The following is a 17,703-nucleotide window of genomic DNA, read 5'->3' as shown; positions in this document are numbered from 1 at the left end:
AAAAATAGTGAAACGTTTAAATAGGGTTGAATGTATAGTTTAGATTAGGTAGAATGTCTAATAAAGGAGAAGGATTATGCAAGAAAACTATCAAGAATATATTCAAATATTAAAAGAGGAACTTGTTCCGGCAATGGGATGTACAGAACCGATTGCGATTGCCTATGCCTGCGCAAAAGCAAAAGATATACTGGGACAGCTGCCAACACGTCTGGTTGTTAGATGCAGTGGGAATATCGTTAAAAATGCAAAGTGTGTGACTGTGCCAAATACCGGGCATTTAGTAGGGATTGAAGCAAGTGCAATTATCGGAGTACTGGCAGGAGATGCTTCAAAACGTTTAGAGGTTATCAATACGGTAAACAAGGAGCAGATCAGCAAAGCAAAACAACTGCTGAATACAGATTACTGCAAAGTAGAGCTGCTGGAATCTTTGACTCCTTTACATATACAGGTGTTTGCGACAGCGGGGGAACACGAAGCGTTTGTGGAAATTAAAGATACACATACGAATATCACTAAAATCACTAAGGATAAAGAAGTATTATTTGAAACAAAGCAGGAAGAAAGCAAATATTTAGGAGTACTGGCAGATCGTTCGGTTTTAAATATATGTGGTATCTTTGAATTTGCGAATACGGTAAAGATTGAAGATGTTCAGGAAATGCTTGATAAGCAGATTTCATATAATATGGCAATTGCAAAAGAGGGATTAAAAGGTGGATATGGCGTAGGCATCGGGAAGATGCTGATGGAAAACTATCCAGATAAAGATGTCTTAACATTGATGAAGGCATATACTGCATCAGCTTCTGAAGCCCGTATGTCAGGCTGTTCACTGCCTGTTGTCACAAATTCGGGGAGTGGAAATCAAGGGATTACTTCTTCAGTTCCGATTATTGTGTATGCTCAGTATCATCAAATGAGTGCAGAACAGTTATATCGTGGTTTAGTATTTTCTAACTTAGTGACGATTCATCAAAAAACGGGGATCGGGCGTTTATCTGCATTTTGCGGTGCAGTCTGTGCAGGCTGTGCCAGCGGGGCAGGGATCACTTATTTATCCGGCGGAACATTGGCACAAATCGATATGACCATCCGCAATACACTGGCAAATATTCCGGGAATCGTTTGTGATGGGGCGAAGGCATCTTGTGCAGTAAAGATTGCTACGGCGATTGATGCCGCGATGATGGCACATTATCTGGCAATGAAAAACTGTGCTTATAATACGTGTGACGGCATTTTAAAAGAATCGATTGAAAATACGATCCAGGCGATCGGCAGAATCGGAAAAGAAGGAATGAAAGTCACCGATCACGAAATTTTAGAGATCATGCTTGAAAAATAGCGTGATCTTTTTTTAGTATTTTTTCTTAATCTTTTGTCTATGTATTAATGGAGGAGATTATGAAAGAAAACATTACATTAACCGCATTAAATGCACATTTACAGCAAAATATTACCGATATCCAAACATTGAAGGTGTTTGCCGACTTAGAAATTATCAAAGAAGATAAAGATTTTTTATTTATGTATGAAATAAAAATCGGAGCAGAAGAAACAGATCCGGCGATCTTCATTTCAATGTTGTATCGCATTCATGAAAACGGAGTAATGAACTCTGAAAAAGTCAAATATTACTTGTACGAAATACATCCATATTTATTAGAGCTTATAGGCTGTTTATTAAGGCAGTGTCTGCAATTTTAAATGCACATGCCCTTTATCGACGCATATAAATAGATGAAAGGGGGAATAAAATGAAAGGTTATATATTGAATGATGATCAGCGTTTATCGTATACAGAAATGGAATTAATTAAAAAAGGCTGTACACTGTATGAAACGCTGACATGGGCAAAAGAATTAGATTTTGTATTGCTTGGATTTAACGGATTGAATGAATCCTTGAAAGGAACCAGCCATGGCTATTACTGCCACTTAGATGAAACATTTTTTGAAAAGCTGGATCCTAAGACGATTATTTATACAGGAAAAAACAACTCGGTATTAAATAAACTGCAGGAAAAATATCATTTTTCTTTAATCACCTTGATGAAAGAAGAAGAGATTATCAATAAAAATGCTGTCTTAACAGCAGAAGGCACCATCAGTGAAATTATCCAAAAAAGACCATATACTTTAGAAAATTCAACAACATGCGTCATCGGTTACGGACATTGCGGAAAGAGTATTGCCAACAAATTATCGGCATTGCAGTCCGCTATTTTAGTGATTGAAAAAGATCCGGATGCCATCGAAGCGGCACTTAAGGACGGCTTTGAGATCATCAGTGAAGATGACTTGCTGAAACGACCGATCGATATCATCGTGAATACCGCACCCCACGAAGCAATGCAGGAAGACACTGTAAAGAACTTAGATAAATCAATCTATCTATTTGATATTTCTTCTTTCCCATATGGCTACCATCATGAGTGTGCCAGTCATTTGCACGATTATATTTTGCCGGGTTTGCCTAGCCAGTACGGTTATAAGGAAGCAGGTAAGATGATCGCTGATTTTATTTATAGGAGGGGAACAGAATGTTAGCAGGAAAGAAAATCGGAATCGGAATGAGTGGATCTTTTTGTTCACTGGAAGCATCACTAAAAGCGATTCGTGCTTTAAAAGAAACCGGAGCCGATCTATACTGCATCATGAGCGGCATGGTCTATGAAGAAGACAGTCGTTTTATGGATGCGAAAGATGTCAGAGAGCAAATGGAGGAAATCACCGGTCATAAAATTGTGACAACAATTCAGGAAGCGGAACAATTCGGACCAAAAGATCCGTTAGATCTGATTGTCGTTTTGCCTTGCAGTGCGAATACTATGGCAAAACTTGCCAACGGCTTGTGCGATAATGCTTTAGTCATGGCGATTAAAGCAACATTAAGAAATCTGCATCCAGTCGTATTAGGAATTTTTACCAATGATGCATTAGGGAACAGCGGAACCAATATTATGAAACTGATGAACACGAAACATATCTTCTTTATTCCATTTGGTCAAGATGACCCGGTTAAAAAACCAAACAGCATGGTGTGCGATCCAAACCAGTTAGTGCCAACTTGCATCAGCGCATTAAATAACGAACAATATCAGCCTGTTATTATTTCATTTTAAATGAAAGCTATTTATACGGCACTGATCACACCATTTGACCAGCAAGGTCAGATTGATTTTAACGGATTGGAAAATGTTATCGCTAAATTGATTCGTGAAGGAGAAAGGGGCTTCGTTGTCTGTGGAACCACAGCCGAAGCGCCTACTTTAAGTTTGTCAGAAAAAGAACAGATATTAGATTTTGTGATTCGCCATGCAAAAGACTGCTCGATCATTATGGGGATTTCCGGAAATGATACAGCAGAAGTACTGAAACAATTAAAATATTTTGAAAATAAAGATGTAGATGCTTTAATGGTTGTAGTACCTTATTATAATAAGCCGTCACAAGTAGGACTGTTTAAACACTTTGATTTGCTGCTTAGCAGTACAGATAAAAATATTATTATCTATAATGTACCAAGCCGCTGCGGAGTGGAGATTAAAGCAGAGACGATGCTTCAACTCTTAAAGAAACATCAGAATCTGATTGGCTTGAAACATGCCAGTCAAAATTTTGAGATGGTCACACAAATAAAAGCGGAGTATCCCCATTTTTTGATTTTAAGCGGAGAAGATGGGACATTAAAAGAAGGGCTGGATCATGGAATGGACGGTGTTATTTCCGTCATCAGTCATATGATCTACCCTAAGCTTGAACAGTTTATGAAAGACTATGAATATCAGATGAATTTGGAATTGCAGGATGATTTTATTAAGAATTTTGCCCAGTATGTTTTTATTGAAGCTTCCCCGGGTCCGATCAAGTATATGCTGTCGATTCAGGGCTATATTGAAAATGTTTTGCGTCTGCCAATGTGTCCGGTAAGTAAAGAAACGGAGAAAAAACTGAAACGTTTGGTGAATAATTTGTAAATTCGTTTTAATTCCTTCTTATTTCATGTATAATAAAATATATGTGACAAAAATTTTATAAGGAGTGAATATAATAAATGAATGATGTAGTGAAAATCCTGCCGCTGGGTGGCCAAGCGGAAATGGGAAAGAATATGTATGTCATTAATATAAATGAGAAATTATTTATTATTGATGCAGGATTTAGATTTCCGGAATCTGAAAAATTAGGGGTCGATATCATAATTCCAAGCTTTGATTACCTAAAAGAAAGAAAAGATCAGATTGCCGGAATCTTTATCACACATGGTCATGATGATACGATGGCAGCTTTGCCTTATTTGTTAGAACAAATTACAGTAAAGGTTTATGCACCAACATTAACTGCCGACTTAATTGTGGAAATGATCGAACAGCATAATCGATTAAATCGTACACGCATTACGGCAGATATCGTGCGTGTCAGAAGAAAAAGTGATATTGATGTTGCGGGAGTGCATATTAAATTCTTCCCGGTGACACATTCTATTCCGGGATCGATTGGAATAGCTTTTGAAACTTCGGAAGGATATATCGTTCATGCCGGTGAATTCATCATCGATTTTGGAGCACCAAGCGGATTTAAAACGGATATTCAAACCATGATGGAGATTGGCAGCAAAGGTGTTTTAGCGTTGCTGTGTGAATCCAGCTATGCTCAAAAACCAGGGTATACATCGCCTAAACACAAGATCAAAGATAAAATTGATCCAATTTTTGAAGATGCAACCGGAAGAATCATCGTCGCCTCTTATGCTCAAAACATCTTTAGAACGAAAGAAATCATTGAGTTAACAAAAAGATATAATCGTAAGATCGTTTTCTACGGACGTGATAAATATGATAATACCAACTCCATCGTGCGTATGGGTAATCAGCTGAAAAAGGCAGTCATTGAAATTCCTAAAGAAAATATCGCCTTTAAATCTCAGATCGGCAGACCTGATATTGATGACCAGTTAGTGGTTTTGCTGACAGGACGTCCAACTCGTATCTATCATGATATCTCAGATATTATTGATGGCGGGGATGAAATGCTGAAAATCAATGAAAAAGATACTTTTATCGTTGTTTCACCGGTAGTGCCCGGAACTGAAAAAATTGCGACGAAAGCACAAAATGAATTGTATAAAACTGATGCTAAAATCTATATCTTTAAAAACAAAGATTTATCAAGCATGCATGCATCTATCGAAGACTTAAAAGTCATGTTACAGATTTTCCATCCGAAATACTATATTCCGATTCGTGGAGAGTATCAGCATTTTATCGCTAATGCGGCTGTCGCTAAAGAAAGCGGTCTGCCGGAAGAAAATGTTATTATCATGGATAATGGGGAAGAAATCACGTTTAAAGACGGACAGCTACAGCATGCACGTGAATATTATGAAATTGAAGATGTCATGATTGATGGAATCGGTGTCGGTGATGTCGGAATGAAAGTCATTGATGATCGTATTCAGCTGTCAAATGACGGGGTTGTGATTATTGGGATGACAATAAACGATAAGCGTGAAATTGCTGCTAATACCGATGTACAGACACGTGGCTTTGTTTATTTGAAGGATTCAGAACATGTCGTCAAAGGAATCTTAAAGATTGCTGAAGACACAATGATTGAAAATCAGACAAACAGGGATGTAGATGTCGCGGATATCCGTCAAATGATCAAAGATAAAGCTTACAAATATATTGTGAAGCAAACTGGCAAAAAACCTGTTATTTTGCCAATCGTGATTGAAATATAAGCAAGGACTCCTTGCTTTTTTTCTTTCATTAGAGGTGTGGATTTGCTATAATGACAAAGTGGAGGGATGATATGGCAACAACAAAGAAAAGAAAGAAAAAAGAAGATGAATCTTTTTTCAGTGAACAATTACAATATCGAATCCTAACCATTCTAGCGGCATTCCTATTGATCGTATCTTGTTTGAAGCTAGGAATTGTCGGCGTTTATATGGATTATGTTTTTGTCTATTTTTTTGGCAATTTTGCAGGGATTGTTTATGGTCTGCTGCTGATTGCTTGCGGATACTTTTTTGTGAATTTAAAATTTCCTAAATTTGCTTCTCCGGAAGCAGTAGGAGTTTATCTGATTTTACTGGCGATGCTGACATTGGCATCCATTCCTAGTGATCATGCGATTAAGGGAACGGATGTTATCAATTTGTTTTTCAGTCAGGATACTATCATTCGCGGCGGTTTGATCGGAGCCCTGATTTACGGTTGTTTCAGCATGTTGTTTGATTATATCGGATCTTTGATTGCCAGTGGCTTATTGATTGCAGTTGGACTTGCTTTATTGGGCGGACGTATCTATCTGCGCCATCGTAAAAAAGTCGATCAGTTTAAAAATAAGCAAGTGAAACATTACCAGCAAATGATTCAAACAACTAAGGAAAGAAAAAAAGAAAAGAAAAAAAGTCCTTTCTTTCCGGAAAAAGTGTTTGCTGATAAAAAAATCCCTAAACCATTAATGAATGATGAAGAGGAAGAACCGCTTGAAATTATTCGTGTCAGTCAGATTCCGGAACCAATTGAAGCCCCTGTGGCAAAAGAAACCATTGTTCCAGAACAAAAAAAGACAGAACCGCCAGTCATTCATAACGGCAGCACAACAACTAAAAGCTTAGATCATTACCGTTATCCGCCTTTATCCTTGTTGAAAGGAGCGGCAAATAAGCGAAACAATAAAATGGCAAGTCAAAATGCTACTGATAATGCTTCTAAACTCATTGTCGTTTTAAAGCAATTTGGCGTAAATGCTTCTGTTAAGAATATTTTCATAGGACCTTCGGTGACTAAGTATGAGCTTACTTTGGAAACGGGAACAAGAGTGAATAAAATTTTGCAATTGCAAGATGACATTAAAATGGCACTGGCAGCTAAGGATATTCGTATTGAAGCACCGATTCCAGGAAAATCAGCGGTCGGGGTAGAAATTCCAAATTTAGAATCAAATACAGTCACGTTTAGAGAAGTGTTTACGGATATTCCGCAAAAATATAATGACAGTAAACTATTGGTTCCATTAGGGAAAGATGTTACAGGAAATTCTATCTATGCTGAATTAAATAAAATGCCCCATCTTTTAATTGCCGGAGCGACAGGATCTGGGAAATCTGTCTGTGTCAATGCGATCATTTGCAGCATTTTGATGCGAGCACGTCCGGATGAGGTGAAATTATTATTAGTCGATCCGAAAAAGGTGGAATTAACGAATTATAATGGTATTGCCCATCTATTAGCCCCTGTTGTCACAGATCCTAAAAAGGCAGCGGTAGCCTTGCGTATGATCGTGGAAGAAATGGAACGTCGCTATGATTTGTTTGCTCGTCATAATGTAAGAAACATTGCCGGGTATAATGCCTTTGCTAAAGAGAAAAACAATCAGCTCAAAGAAGATGAAGAAAAAACAGAAATTCTGCCGTTTATCGTTGTTATTTTAGATGAGGTGGCAGATCTGATGATGGTTGCCAGCAAAGAAGTAGAAGACTGCATCATGCGTATTTCGCAGATGGCACGTGCAGCCGGTATTCATTTAATTGTTGCGACACAGCGTCCTTCGACAGATGTTATCACCGGAGTTATCAAAGCAAATATTCCTTCAAGAATCGCCTTTGCTGTTTCTTCAAGCATTGATTCACGCACCATTTTAGATACAACGGGTGCAGAAAAGCTTTTAGGAAAAGGAGATATGCTGTTTTCTCCGATGGGAGTCAGTCATCCGACACGTGTACAGGGAGCCTTTGTTTCGGATGAAGAAGTCAGCAATATCGTTTATCATGTGACAAAGCAAATGACAGCAGAATATGATGAAAAGTATACAAATTTAAAAGTAGCCGTCAATAATGGCAGCAGTTATGACGATCAAGAAGATGAAGAATACGAAATGGCAAGAGAGTTTGTTATCTCGGCTCAAAAAGCCAGTGCTTCATTATTGCAGCGTCAATTTAGAATTGGTTACAATAAAGCTGCTCGCTTAATCGATCAATTGGAAAACGATGGAGTGATTGGTCCGCAAATTGGTTCAAAACCAAGAGAAGTGTTGATCCGTGGATATCAGGAAGAAGAATAGACAAGAGCTATTCTTTTTTATTACAGTTTCTTTTTTTAAAAAAGAGAGTATAATAAAAACTTAGATACTTACAATAATGGAAGAGGTGTTGAAATGAAAAATGTAATAGAGTATGACGGGTATCGTTTGCATCTGATTCCCATAAATAAATTTAAAAATGTAACGATCATTTTGAAAATGGCGGCTCCATTAACCAGAGAAACTACGACATTAAGAAGCTTGTTAAGCTTTATGTTTACAGGTGGGACGGAAAAACTGCCTTCTGTGGCACGCTTTTCATCTTACTTAGAGGAACTCTACGGTGCTCGCTTTTCAAGCTCGATTGGAACAAAAGGGCTGGCTCATGTGATCCAGATTGCCAGCGTCTGCATTGATTCACAATATTTAAAGGAAGATGAACATCTTTTGACAAAACAAATTGAATTGTTTCATGATGTTTTATTTTCACCTAATGCAAAAGACGGTTGTTTTGATGAAGTAACATTCAATCAAAAGAAAAAAGAATTTAAATGGCGTCTGCAGGCGTTAAAAGATGACAAGTATTCCTACTCTTTAGAACGTTTATTTGAAGAAATGGGGAAGAATCAGCCGTTAGGCATCAGTACTTTCGGCTACGAAGATGAAATTGATGGGATCACAAATGAAGCGTTATATAATTATTATCTGCAATGTTTGAAAAACGATGTATTTGATATTTATGTTGTAGGGGATATTGATGAAAGTTTTGAGGACTTATTCTCTAAAAATTTCAAATTGCCTAAAAGACAGAAGGGTATTGCAACAAGCACTATATTTACGTCGGATAAGACCGAAGTACTAGTTGTAAAAGAAAAACAGGATATTGTTCAGGCAAAATTAAACATGGGCTATACAATTGATACTGATTTTACCAGTCCTGATCATTATGCATTTACTTTATTTAATGGAATGTTTGGCGGTTTTGCCCATTCTCAATTATTTAAAGTCGTACGTGAAGAACACAGCTTATGCTATTATGTGAGTTCAAGCTATGACGCTTTCAATGGGATTATGCTGGTCAATGCCGGAATCGAAACTAAAAATTATAACCAAACTGTAAAACTGATTCAAAATGAATTGGAAAAGTTCCAACGTGGAGAAGTCAGTCAGGAATTATTAGATATTACAAAAGTGATGTTAGAAAATTCATTAAAGAAATCGGATGATGAAGCATTAAATATCATTGCGCTGCGCTATAACCGAGATATTACACATAAAGAAGAAACCAATCAACAATATATTGATCGTTTAAATGCAGTGACTTTAGAAGATATTATTCGAGTGAGCAAAAAAGTGAAGCTAGATACGATCTATATGTTAGAAGGAAAGGAGTAGGCTATGGAAAAACTATATTATGAGACGATCAAAGAAACGCTGTATCATGAAAAAATGGATAACGGCTTAAATGTCTACTTACTGCCTAAATATGGATTCAGTAAGACTTATGGTCTGTTTTCGACTCGTTTTGGTGCAATTGATACACAGTTTGTACCATTGGGACAATCAGAGATGATTAAAACTCAGGACGGAATTGCCCATTTTCTTGAACATAAAATGTTTGATATGGAAGATGGAGATGCCGGCGATAAGTTTTCTTTATTAGGTGCAAGCACCAATGCCTTTACTTCCAGTTCCCGCACTGCTTATCTTTTTTCCAGCGCTGATCGCATTGATGAATGTGTTGAGCTGCTGCTTGATTTTGTACAGTCACTGCACTTAACAAAAGAGAGCGTTGAAAAAGAAAAAGGAATTATCGGTCAGGAAATTTCGATGTATGATGATGATCCTGATTGGCGTAATTATTTCGGTTCTATCAGTTCTTTATATCATCGTCACCCTGTCAAGGTGGATATTGCCGGCACAATTGAAACGGTCAATGCAACGACGGTAGAGATGCTCAAAGAATGCTATGAAACTTTTTATCATCCAAGTAATATGATGCTTTTTGTAGTAGGGAATTTGGATCCTGAAAAAATGATGGATTTGATCCGTCAAAATCAGGCAAAAAAACAATTTGCTCCTGCTCAGGAGATTGTTCGTGCAAAAATAGAAGAACCGACCACTGTCTATAAAAAAGAAGAAATGCTAAAAATGGACGTGGTTATGCCAAAAATAATGATGGGAATTAAAATAAATGATATACCTCAAAATGGAAAAGACAAGCTGATTAAAGAATTAAGCATGAATATACTTTTGGATATCTTATTTTCAAAAAGCAGCCCGATCTATGAGGAAATGCAGAATACCGGACTAATCAACGATTCTTTTGGTGCGGGCTTTACTCAAGAAAGAGATTATTCTTTTATCCAAGTAGGCGGAGATACAACGAAGCCGGAAGAATTAAAACAATACCTGTTTCAACTGTTTGACCATTTAAATGAATTTGATATCGATCAAGCTACGTTTGAAAGAGTAAAGAAGAAGTCGATTGGGATTTTCATTAACAGTTTTAACTCCCCTGAAACCATTGCTAATACGTTTAGCCGTTATTATTTCGAAGGAATATTTTCTTTTGAAATCATTGATATCATTAGCAGTATTACACTTTCTGATGTGTTGAAGATGAGAGATTATTTTGTGGCAGATACAAAGACAGTGCATATTATTGTTCCGCAAAAAGCAGGTAACTAAACTACTTATGATAAAGCGTTATGAATTTGACTGAAGATCGTTTTCTTGATGAAAATGATCTTTTTTAATTACTGCTGAACTCATGAAAATAGCTTTTTAATACGAATTGTGTTCAGATAATTTTGTTGATTTTACGAAATGAATCTATACCATGCATATCATATTGAGAAATGGAACTGTAATAATTGGCGTATGGTCTGAAAATACAATTGAATTCATAAAATAGAAACTTTTTATAAAAGCATAATCTAAGCTTAGCCTTGTTTGGTAAAGCTAATAGTAATAAGTTTTTTAGATTGATGTTATTGTAAAGGCATGTTAAATCATTGACTGAATTGATGGAATAAAGGGTCGAAAAAAGCTGGGATTAGGGTTTGTACAGCGGTTAAGTTTAAAAAACTTTGATGAATTCAACATAATTTTTTTATGGATAAAAGAGGTTTACAGACAACTAAACTATGCTATAATAATATTGCCTAGGGGAAAATAAATTTCCTACATGTTAGATAAGGGAATCTGATTTGCATTTAATGTGTTGAATACCTTTTCAATGATTAGGGATCCTAATTTAAATGCTAAGATGCCCACCTGTATGAACCAGGGATAATCTAAACACCCCTAGGCGCTTATTTTGCTTGAAACCTTATTGTAAAGGAGATATATAGATGGAAATGGACGAACTGATTGCAAAAATCAACTTTCTTGCAAGAAAGAAAAAAACAGAAGGACTGACAGAGAAAGAAAAAGCAGAACAGCAAGTATTGTATCAGGAATATCTGCAAATCTTCAGAGCTGGATTTAAACAGCAGCTGACTTCTGTGAAAGTGGTGGATGCAAAAGGAAATGACATTACACCGGAAAAAATTAAAGAAGAAAAGATGAAGAATTCAGGGACGACCCACTAGGGTCTTTTTTTGTTTAAAGATAACTTTTTTATCTGATGATAAAAAAATAATATACTTTTGACTCGAATTGTGTATAATAATGTTGATATAGCAATTTTATTAACGGAGGATTAGCTTAATGGAAATATCTGATTTATCGGTTGCAACGATTCGTTCTCTTGGTATCGACATGATCAATAAAGCCAATTCGGGACATCCTGGAATGGTCATTGGGTCGGCACCCGCCTTATATACGTTATTTACTAAAACGTTCACTACCAATCCAAAGAATCCGGAATGGTTTAACCGTGATCGTTTTGTTTTAGCGTCTGGACATGCTTGTGCATTATTGTATAGTTTACTGCATTTATCTGGATTTGATCTTACAATGGATGATTTAAAATCATTTAGACAATGGGAATCCAAAACACCGGGACATCCTGAATACAAGATGACACCGGGAATTGATGCCAGTTCAGGACCGTTAGGTCAAGGGATTCCAATGGCAGTCGGAATGGCGATGGCAGAAAAAGCCTTGTCAACAAAGTTTAATAAGCCGGGATATGATATCTGTGATCATTACACTTATGTACTGTGCGGAGACGGTGACATGGAAGAAGGCGTGACTTATGAAGCGTGTTCATTAGCAGGACATTATTCATTAGGAAAATTAGTTATCATATATGATGCAAACAAGGTGACTTTAGATGGTCCGTTGGATTTGTCATTCTCTGAAAATGTAAAAAAACGTTTTGAGTCTTGTGGATTTGAGGTATTGGAAGTCAAAGACGGAAATGATCTTGGCAGTCTTTCTAAAGCTATTAAAAAAGCTAAAAACAATGTGTATAAACCTACCTTGATTATTAATCATACCGTAATCGGATATGGATCTAAAAATCAAGGAACAAGCAAAGTTCATGGAAATCCTTTAGGAGCTGAAGATGGGCGCAATACAAAATTGGCTTATGGTTTTGATCATGATGATTTCTTTGTGCCAGAAGAAGTCTATGCAGATTTCCATAAAAATGTAGCTAAACGTGGTCTTAATAAAAACAAAAAATGGGATAAAATGCTAAAAGAATATCAAAATGAATATCCTGAGCTTTACAAAGAGTTTATGATGGCAGTTTCTGATGACTATGAATTAGATTATGACAGCATTTTACCGACTTATGAAGTAGGGCACAGCGATGCGACACGTAACACTTCTTCACAGGTGATTGATGCTTTCGCAAAAGAATATCACTCATTTATGGCGGGTGCTGCGGATTTGTCGGGATCAACTAAATCAAATATCAGCTATGAAAAACCATTCCTGCCCGGAAACTATGACGGACGTAACGTATATTATGGTATCCGCGAATTTGCCATGGTTACGATTATGAATGGGATGACACTGCATACCGGATTAAGAGTGGCTTCAGGTGCGTTCATGGTATTTAGTGATTATTTAAAAGCCGGATTAAGAATGTCGACTTTAATGGGATTGCCAATTATTTTGGCTTTATCTCATGACAGTATCGCTGTTGGCGAAGATGGACCTACTCATCAGCCGATTGAACAAATGGCAATGCTGCGTGCGATGGTCAATATGCAGGTTATTCGTCCTTGTGATGCGAATGAAATGGCTGGGGCATGGCGTCAGGCATTGGAAACAAAAGACCGTCCGACAGCCCTTCTTCTAACAAGACAAAATTTAACGACAATGGACAACACCGGATATGAAGGCGTTCGTCATGGGGCTTATATTGTTGGAAAAGAAGAAAATCAGATGGATGCGATCATTATCGCAACCGGTTCAGAAGTAAATTTAGCGATGGAAGCTAAAAATGAATTGATGGAAGAAGGAATAGATGTTCGTGTTATTTCTATGCCGTCAATGGATCTTTTCGATCGCCAGTCAGCGGATTATAAAGAAAGCATTTTACCAAGTTCGATGAGAAAACGCTTATCTGTTGAAATGGGAGCGACTTTTGGCTGGGGTAAATATGTTGGGCTTGATGGCATCAGCATGGGAATTGATACCTTCGGTGCATCAGCACCGGCAAAAGATGTCATTGCTAACTATGGCTTTACCGTAGAGAAAGTAAAAGAAAATATCTATAAACTAATAAAATAATAAAAAAGGCGGTAATTCGCCTTTTTTTTCGTTTTGAATCCTCTAAAATAAATGTGGGTGATGAAAGATGGAAGAGTATTATATTTATAAAGTAAATAACGAATTTCTTGTTTATGCCTATAAATATCCCAAAGCAATTCATAAAATGGCGAGAAGGAATCATGATCTGTTTTCTAAAGGGCAGCATCAACTAGTATTCTTGGACCATCAGGAAATCGACAGTATTCTCAAAGACTTTTTTAAGGAACGAAATGACTATACATATTATTTGGGTACACACTACATAAGAAATCGTATTACAGGCGCTTCTTCTTTAATGAAAGTATACGATCATGGGATTTATTTGCGCTGTTCGACAAAGTTCCATATAATGAAGAATATCATTTTGCAATGTGATTCAAATTATGTTATACTAGATAAGTAATTTATGGAGGTGTCAACAAATGAGTGATCTATTTATCCAAATTCTTTGTGTTGTTGTTGGGCTGATTGTAGGTTTCTTTGGGGCAAGATATTATTTCAAGAAGCAGCTTCAAAAGAACCCTCCTATCAATGAAAAGATGATCCGTGCAATGTTTATGGAAATGGGAAGAAAACCAACAGAAGCACAGATCAAAAGAATCATGAAATCAATGAATTCGCAATATAAATAAGAGGTTCCTCTTATTTTTTTGTTGTAAGAATGATCTATTTATATATAACCCGTCATGGCATGACACAATGGAATGAAGAGGGGCGTCTGCAAGGTCACGGCGATTCTGCATTGACCGCTCAGGGGATAAAAGATGCAGAAGCTTTAGCTGAATTAATGAAGCAGTATCCTATTGATACAATTTATTCGAGTCCATTGACACGTGCTTATCAGACGGCTTGTCTTGTCTTCCCGAATCGTTCAATCCTAACAGATGAACGTTTAAAAGAAATGAGCTTTGGTGATTATGAAGGACGTTATGTAAGTGAACTGCTTGATTTAAAAGATTATGATGCCCTTTGGAATCATCCGGAAGCATTTGATCGAATCCCTCATGGAGAAAGCTATGCAGAGGTTTATGCGCGACTGCATTCTTTTTTAGAGGATCTGCACTCATTAAAAGGGGAGCATCATATTTTTATGGCAATTCATGGAATGCTGTATGTGATTTTAATGAGCATTATCAAAGAGGTTCCCATTAAAGAACTTACAACTTTGAATCAATCAATTATTCGCGGCGGTGCACTTACGATCGTTTCATTAAAAGATCATCGCTATCAACTTTTAAAAGAGGCAATTGATACCCATTTAGATGAAGCGAAAACAATATCGTATACAAAAAAATAGAGGCTCCGCCTCTACATCCAAGTGATTTTATTTTCAGTCTTATTTCTTAGTCTTGTGATATTGGCACGATGCTTATAAATCAGCAATAGAACGATCACGGCATTCACACTTAGTCCTACCGGACCGTAGTGGAAGAATGGTGTGATTGCCATCATCACTAAGGCACAGCTGATAGAAGCCAAAGAAACATATTTGGTTATTTTTAATACCGCTAAAAAGAAGATACCCACGATAGCAAACACAATAAAGTTTGTGGCCAGTATGTATCCAAAGAAAACAGATACGGCTTTTCCGCCCTTGAATTTCATAAAGACAGAATAACAATGACCAATAACACAAGCCAATGCCGATAAATAAATCGCATAAGGCGGTAAGTCAAACGTATTGGTCAACAGCTTAGTCAGTTCTACAACAACGAAACATTTGGAAATATCAAGAATAATGCAGATTAGTCCGGCTTTTGCTCCAAGGACACGTCCGGCATTCGATCCGCCGGGATTGCCTGAACCAAATTTTCGTATGTCTGTATGATAAAAAACAATTCCAATTACTAAAGCAAAGGGAATAGAACCATACAAATAAGATAAAATCATTGTGATGATTGTTTGAATATTCATTTTATCACTCCCGCAAATATTATACCGAATATATTTGAAAAATAAAAGGGTTAAGGTATAATTAACATAATGTTTCTAAAGAAAGGAAGTCATTACTGATGAGTAAAAAGGTAACTAATACATATGATGATTCGAGCATTCAAATCCTAGAAGGGTTGGAAGCGGTCCGAAAAAGACCGGGGATGTACATCGGATCAACGGATGGACGAGGATTGCATCATCTCGTTTGGGAAATTGTCGATAATGCCATTGATGAAGCTTTATCCGGTTATGGTGATAAAGTCATTGTCACCATCGGTAAAGATAACAGTATTAAAGTAGAAGATCATGGCCGCGGTTATCCTGTTGGGAAACATGCCAGTGGTAGAAATACAACTGAGGTCATTTTAACGATTCTGCATGCCGGAGGAAAATTCTCAGGCGATGGCGGATATAAAACGTCCGGGGGACTGCATGGTGTTGGGGCTAGTGTCGTCAATGCCTTGTCGAAATGGCTGGAGATTACAATTTGTCGTGACGGTAAAAAGTATTTTCAGCGTTTTGAAAACGGCGGAACCGTGATTTCTGATTTGAAAGTCATTGGAAAAAGTACTCAAACCGGATCAACTATTCAGTTTATGCCGGATGATACCATCTTTTCAACCATTGAATTTAACTATACAACGATTTCAGAAAGAATGAGAGAGAGTGCTTTTTTATTAAAAGGTATTCAAATGGAATTGTATGATGAACGTACGGGGAAATCAGATACGTTTAAATATGATAAAGGTTTAGAAGAATTTGTCGATTACATGAATGATCAAAAAAATGTACTCCATCCGATGATCAACATTGAAGGTGTTGTGAACGAGATTGAAACAGAATGCTCGCTGCAGTTTACTGACAGTTATCAGGAAAACACAATCAGTTTTGTTAACTTGGTAAGAACCAGTGACGGGGGAACACATGAAACTGGGTTTCGTACCGCTTTAACCCGTGTGTTCAATGAATATGCACGTAAATATAGTCTGTTAAAAGAAAAAGATAAAAACCTTGAAGGAAACGATGTTCGTGAAGGATTAACAGCTGTTATTTCTGTTAAGATACCCGAACAGCTGCTTCAATTTGAAGGACAGACAAAAGAAAAGCTGGGGACCCCGGAAGCACGTAATGCTGTCGATTCTTTGGTGGGAGAAAAACTGAGTTTCTTTTTAGAGGAAAATAAAGAGGTGGCGGATCTATTAGTTAAAAAGATGATCAAAGCCTCTCAGGTGCGTGAAGCAGCACGTAAAGCCAGAGAAGATGCTCGTAAAGGCAAGGGGAATAAACAAGAAAGAATACTGAGCGGGAAATTAGCCCCTGCTCAGTCAAAAGACAAAAAGAAAAAAGAGCTTTATTTAGTCGAAGGAGATTCAGCCGGAGGGTCAGCAAAACAAGGGCGTGACCGAAAATACCAGGCGATTCTGCCTTTGCGTGGTAAGGTTATCAACACAGAAAAAGCAAGTATGCAGGATATTTTAAAGAACGAAGAAATTTCTACCATTATTAATACTGTGGGTGCCGGAGTAGGACAGGACTTTGATGCGGATGATTCCAATTATGGAAAAGTGGTTATCATGACCGATGCCGATACCGATGGAGCCCATATCCAGGTATTGCTCTTGACGTTCTTCTATCGTTATATGCGCGGATTGATTCAAGCTGGAAAAGTATTTATCGCTTTGCCGCCGCTTTATAAAGTAGCAAGAAAAGAAGGGAAGAAGAATGTCATTGAGTATGCATGGAATGAAGAAGAATTAGAAGAAGCCAAGAAAAAGGTCGGACGTGGCTACAATGTTCAGCGCTATAAAGGACTTGGGGAAATGAATGCGGATCAGCTTTGGGAAACCACTATGAATCCGGAAACACGAACCTTGATACAAGTGACCATCGAAGATGCGGCAATTGCCGATCGTCGTGTATCGGTGCTGATGGGGGATAAAGTAGAGCCAAGACGTGAATGGATCGAGGAGAATGTACAGTTCTCACTGGAAGATTCATTTATCCTAGACTAGAA

16 protein-coding genes are annotated in these 17,703 nt (G+C 37.3%); 15 read left to right on the top strand and 1 reads right to left on the bottom strand.

Going from position 1 to position 17,703, the window contains the following annotated elements; all coding sequences use genetic code 11:
- Nucleotides 1-76: 76 nt before the first annotated feature.
- The 14 genes from ACLRVU_RS02535 (at nt 77) to ACLRVU_RS02470 (ending at nt 15,051) form a co-directional block, all read left to right on the top strand.
- Nucleotides 77-1,351, top strand: a complete 1,275-nt coding sequence (locus ACLRVU_RS02535; protein WP_412890542.1) for a serine dehydratase subunit alpha family protein — start codon at nt 77-79, stop codon at nt 1,349-1,351.
- A 59-nt stretch (nt 1,352-1,410) separates the two neighbouring features.
- A complete protein-coding gene (locus ACLRVU_RS02530) occupies nt 1,411-1,713 on the top strand; it encodes a hypothetical protein (RefSeq protein WP_412890541.1) in 303 nt (100 codons plus the stop codon).
- A gap of 50 nt (nt 1,714-1,763) precedes the next feature.
- Entirely contained in the window at nt 1,764-2,555 is a 792-nt protein-coding gene (locus ACLRVU_RS02525; protein WP_412890540.1) for an NAD-binding protein, read from the top strand.
- On the top strand, nt 2,549-3,130 hold the full coding sequence (locus tag ACLRVU_RS02520) for a dipicolinate synthase subunit B (protein WP_412890539.1): 582 nt from the start codon (nt 2,549-2,551) through the stop codon (nt 3,128-3,130). The genes ACLRVU_RS02525 and ACLRVU_RS02520 overlap by 7 nt, the downstream gene beginning before the upstream one ends.
- On the top strand, nt 3,131-3,985 hold the full coding sequence (gene dapA, locus ACLRVU_RS02515) for a 4-hydroxy-tetrahydrodipicolinate synthase (protein WP_412890538.1): 855 nt from the start codon (nt 3,131-3,133) through the stop codon (nt 3,983-3,985).
- A gap of 77 nt (nt 3,986-4,062) precedes the next feature.
- Nucleotides 4,063-5,751 carry a ribonuclease J gene (locus ACLRVU_RS02510; RefSeq protein ID WP_412890537.1) on the top strand — a complete coding sequence of 563 codons (1,689 nt, stop codon included), beginning with the start codon at nt 4,063-4,065 and terminating at the stop codon, nt 5,749-5,751.
- A 71-nt stretch (nt 5,752-5,822) separates the two neighbouring features.
- The gene (locus ACLRVU_RS02505) at nt 5,823-8,081 is read left to right on the top strand and encodes a DNA translocase FtsK (RefSeq protein ID WP_412890536.1); all 2,259 of its coding nucleotides are present in this window, start codon (nt 5,823-5,825) and stop codon (nt 8,079-8,081) included.
- Between the two features lie 93 nt (nt 8,082-8,174).
- Nucleotides 8,175-9,434, top strand: coding sequence for an EF-P 5-aminopentanol modification-associated protein YfmF (gene yfmF, locus ACLRVU_RS02500; protein WP_412890535.1), 1,260 nt, complete (start codon nt 8,175-8,177; stop codon nt 9,432-9,434).
- Between the two features lie 3 nt (nt 9,435-9,437).
- A complete protein-coding gene (gene yfmH / locus ACLRVU_RS02495; RefSeq protein ID WP_412890534.1) occupies nt 9,438-10,730 on the top strand; it encodes an EF-P 5-aminopentanol modification-associated protein YfmH in 1,293 nt (430 codons plus the stop codon).
- 665 nt (nt 10,731-11,395) lie between these two features.
- Nucleotides 11,396-11,635, top strand: a complete 240-nt coding sequence (locus ACLRVU_RS02490) for a DUF896 domain-containing protein (protein WP_412890533.1) — start codon at nt 11,396-11,398, stop codon at nt 11,633-11,635.
- Nucleotides 11,636-11,753: 118 nt separating this feature from the next.
- Nucleotides 11,754-13,733: a transketolase gene (gene tkt / locus ACLRVU_RS02485; protein ID WP_147548819.1), complete on the top strand. Its 1,980-nt coding sequence runs from the start codon at nt 11,754-11,756 to the stop codon at nt 13,731-13,733.
- A 67-nt stretch (nt 13,734-13,800) separates the two neighbouring features.
- Nucleotides 13,801-14,157: a sporulation inhibitor of replication protein SirA gene (locus ACLRVU_RS02480; RefSeq protein WP_147548817.1), complete on the top strand. Its 357-nt coding sequence runs from the start codon at nt 13,801-13,803 to the stop codon at nt 14,155-14,157.
- Between the two features lie 19 nt (nt 14,158-14,176).
- Complete coding sequence (locus tag ACLRVU_RS02475) at nt 14,177-14,386, top strand: YneF family protein (protein WP_041139262.1); 210 nt, start codon at nt 14,177-14,179, stop codon at nt 14,384-14,386.
- A gap of 29 nt (nt 14,387-14,415) precedes the next feature.
- Nucleotides 14,416-15,051, top strand: a complete 636-nt coding sequence (locus tag ACLRVU_RS02470) for a histidine phosphatase family protein (RefSeq protein ID WP_147548815.1) — start codon at nt 14,416-14,418, stop codon at nt 15,049-15,051.
- A gap of 11 nt (nt 15,052-15,062) precedes the next feature.
- On the opposite strand, the gene plsY is transcribed toward ACLRVU_RS02470, so the two are convergent.
- Nucleotides 15,063-15,668, bottom strand: coding sequence for a glycerol-3-phosphate 1-O-acyltransferase PlsY (gene plsY, locus ACLRVU_RS02465; RefSeq protein ID WP_147548813.1), 606 nt, complete (start codon nt 15,666-15,668; stop codon nt 15,063-15,065).
- A 98-nt stretch (nt 15,669-15,766) separates the two neighbouring features.
- Between plsY and parE the strand changes: the two genes are divergently transcribed.
- Nucleotides 15,767-17,701, top strand: a complete 1,935-nt coding sequence (gene parE, locus ACLRVU_RS02460; RefSeq protein WP_147548811.1) for a DNA topoisomerase IV subunit B — start codon at nt 15,767-15,769, stop codon at nt 17,699-17,701.
- Nucleotides 17,702-17,703: the final 2 nt, after the last annotated feature.

The organism is Beduini sp. (assembly GCF_047239305.1).
GTDB lineage: Bacteria > Bacillota_I > Bacilli_A > Erysipelotrichales > Coprobacillaceae > Beduini.
Note: the sequence above shows the minus strand (reverse complement) of the source record. Positions and strands in the feature narration are given on the sequence as shown.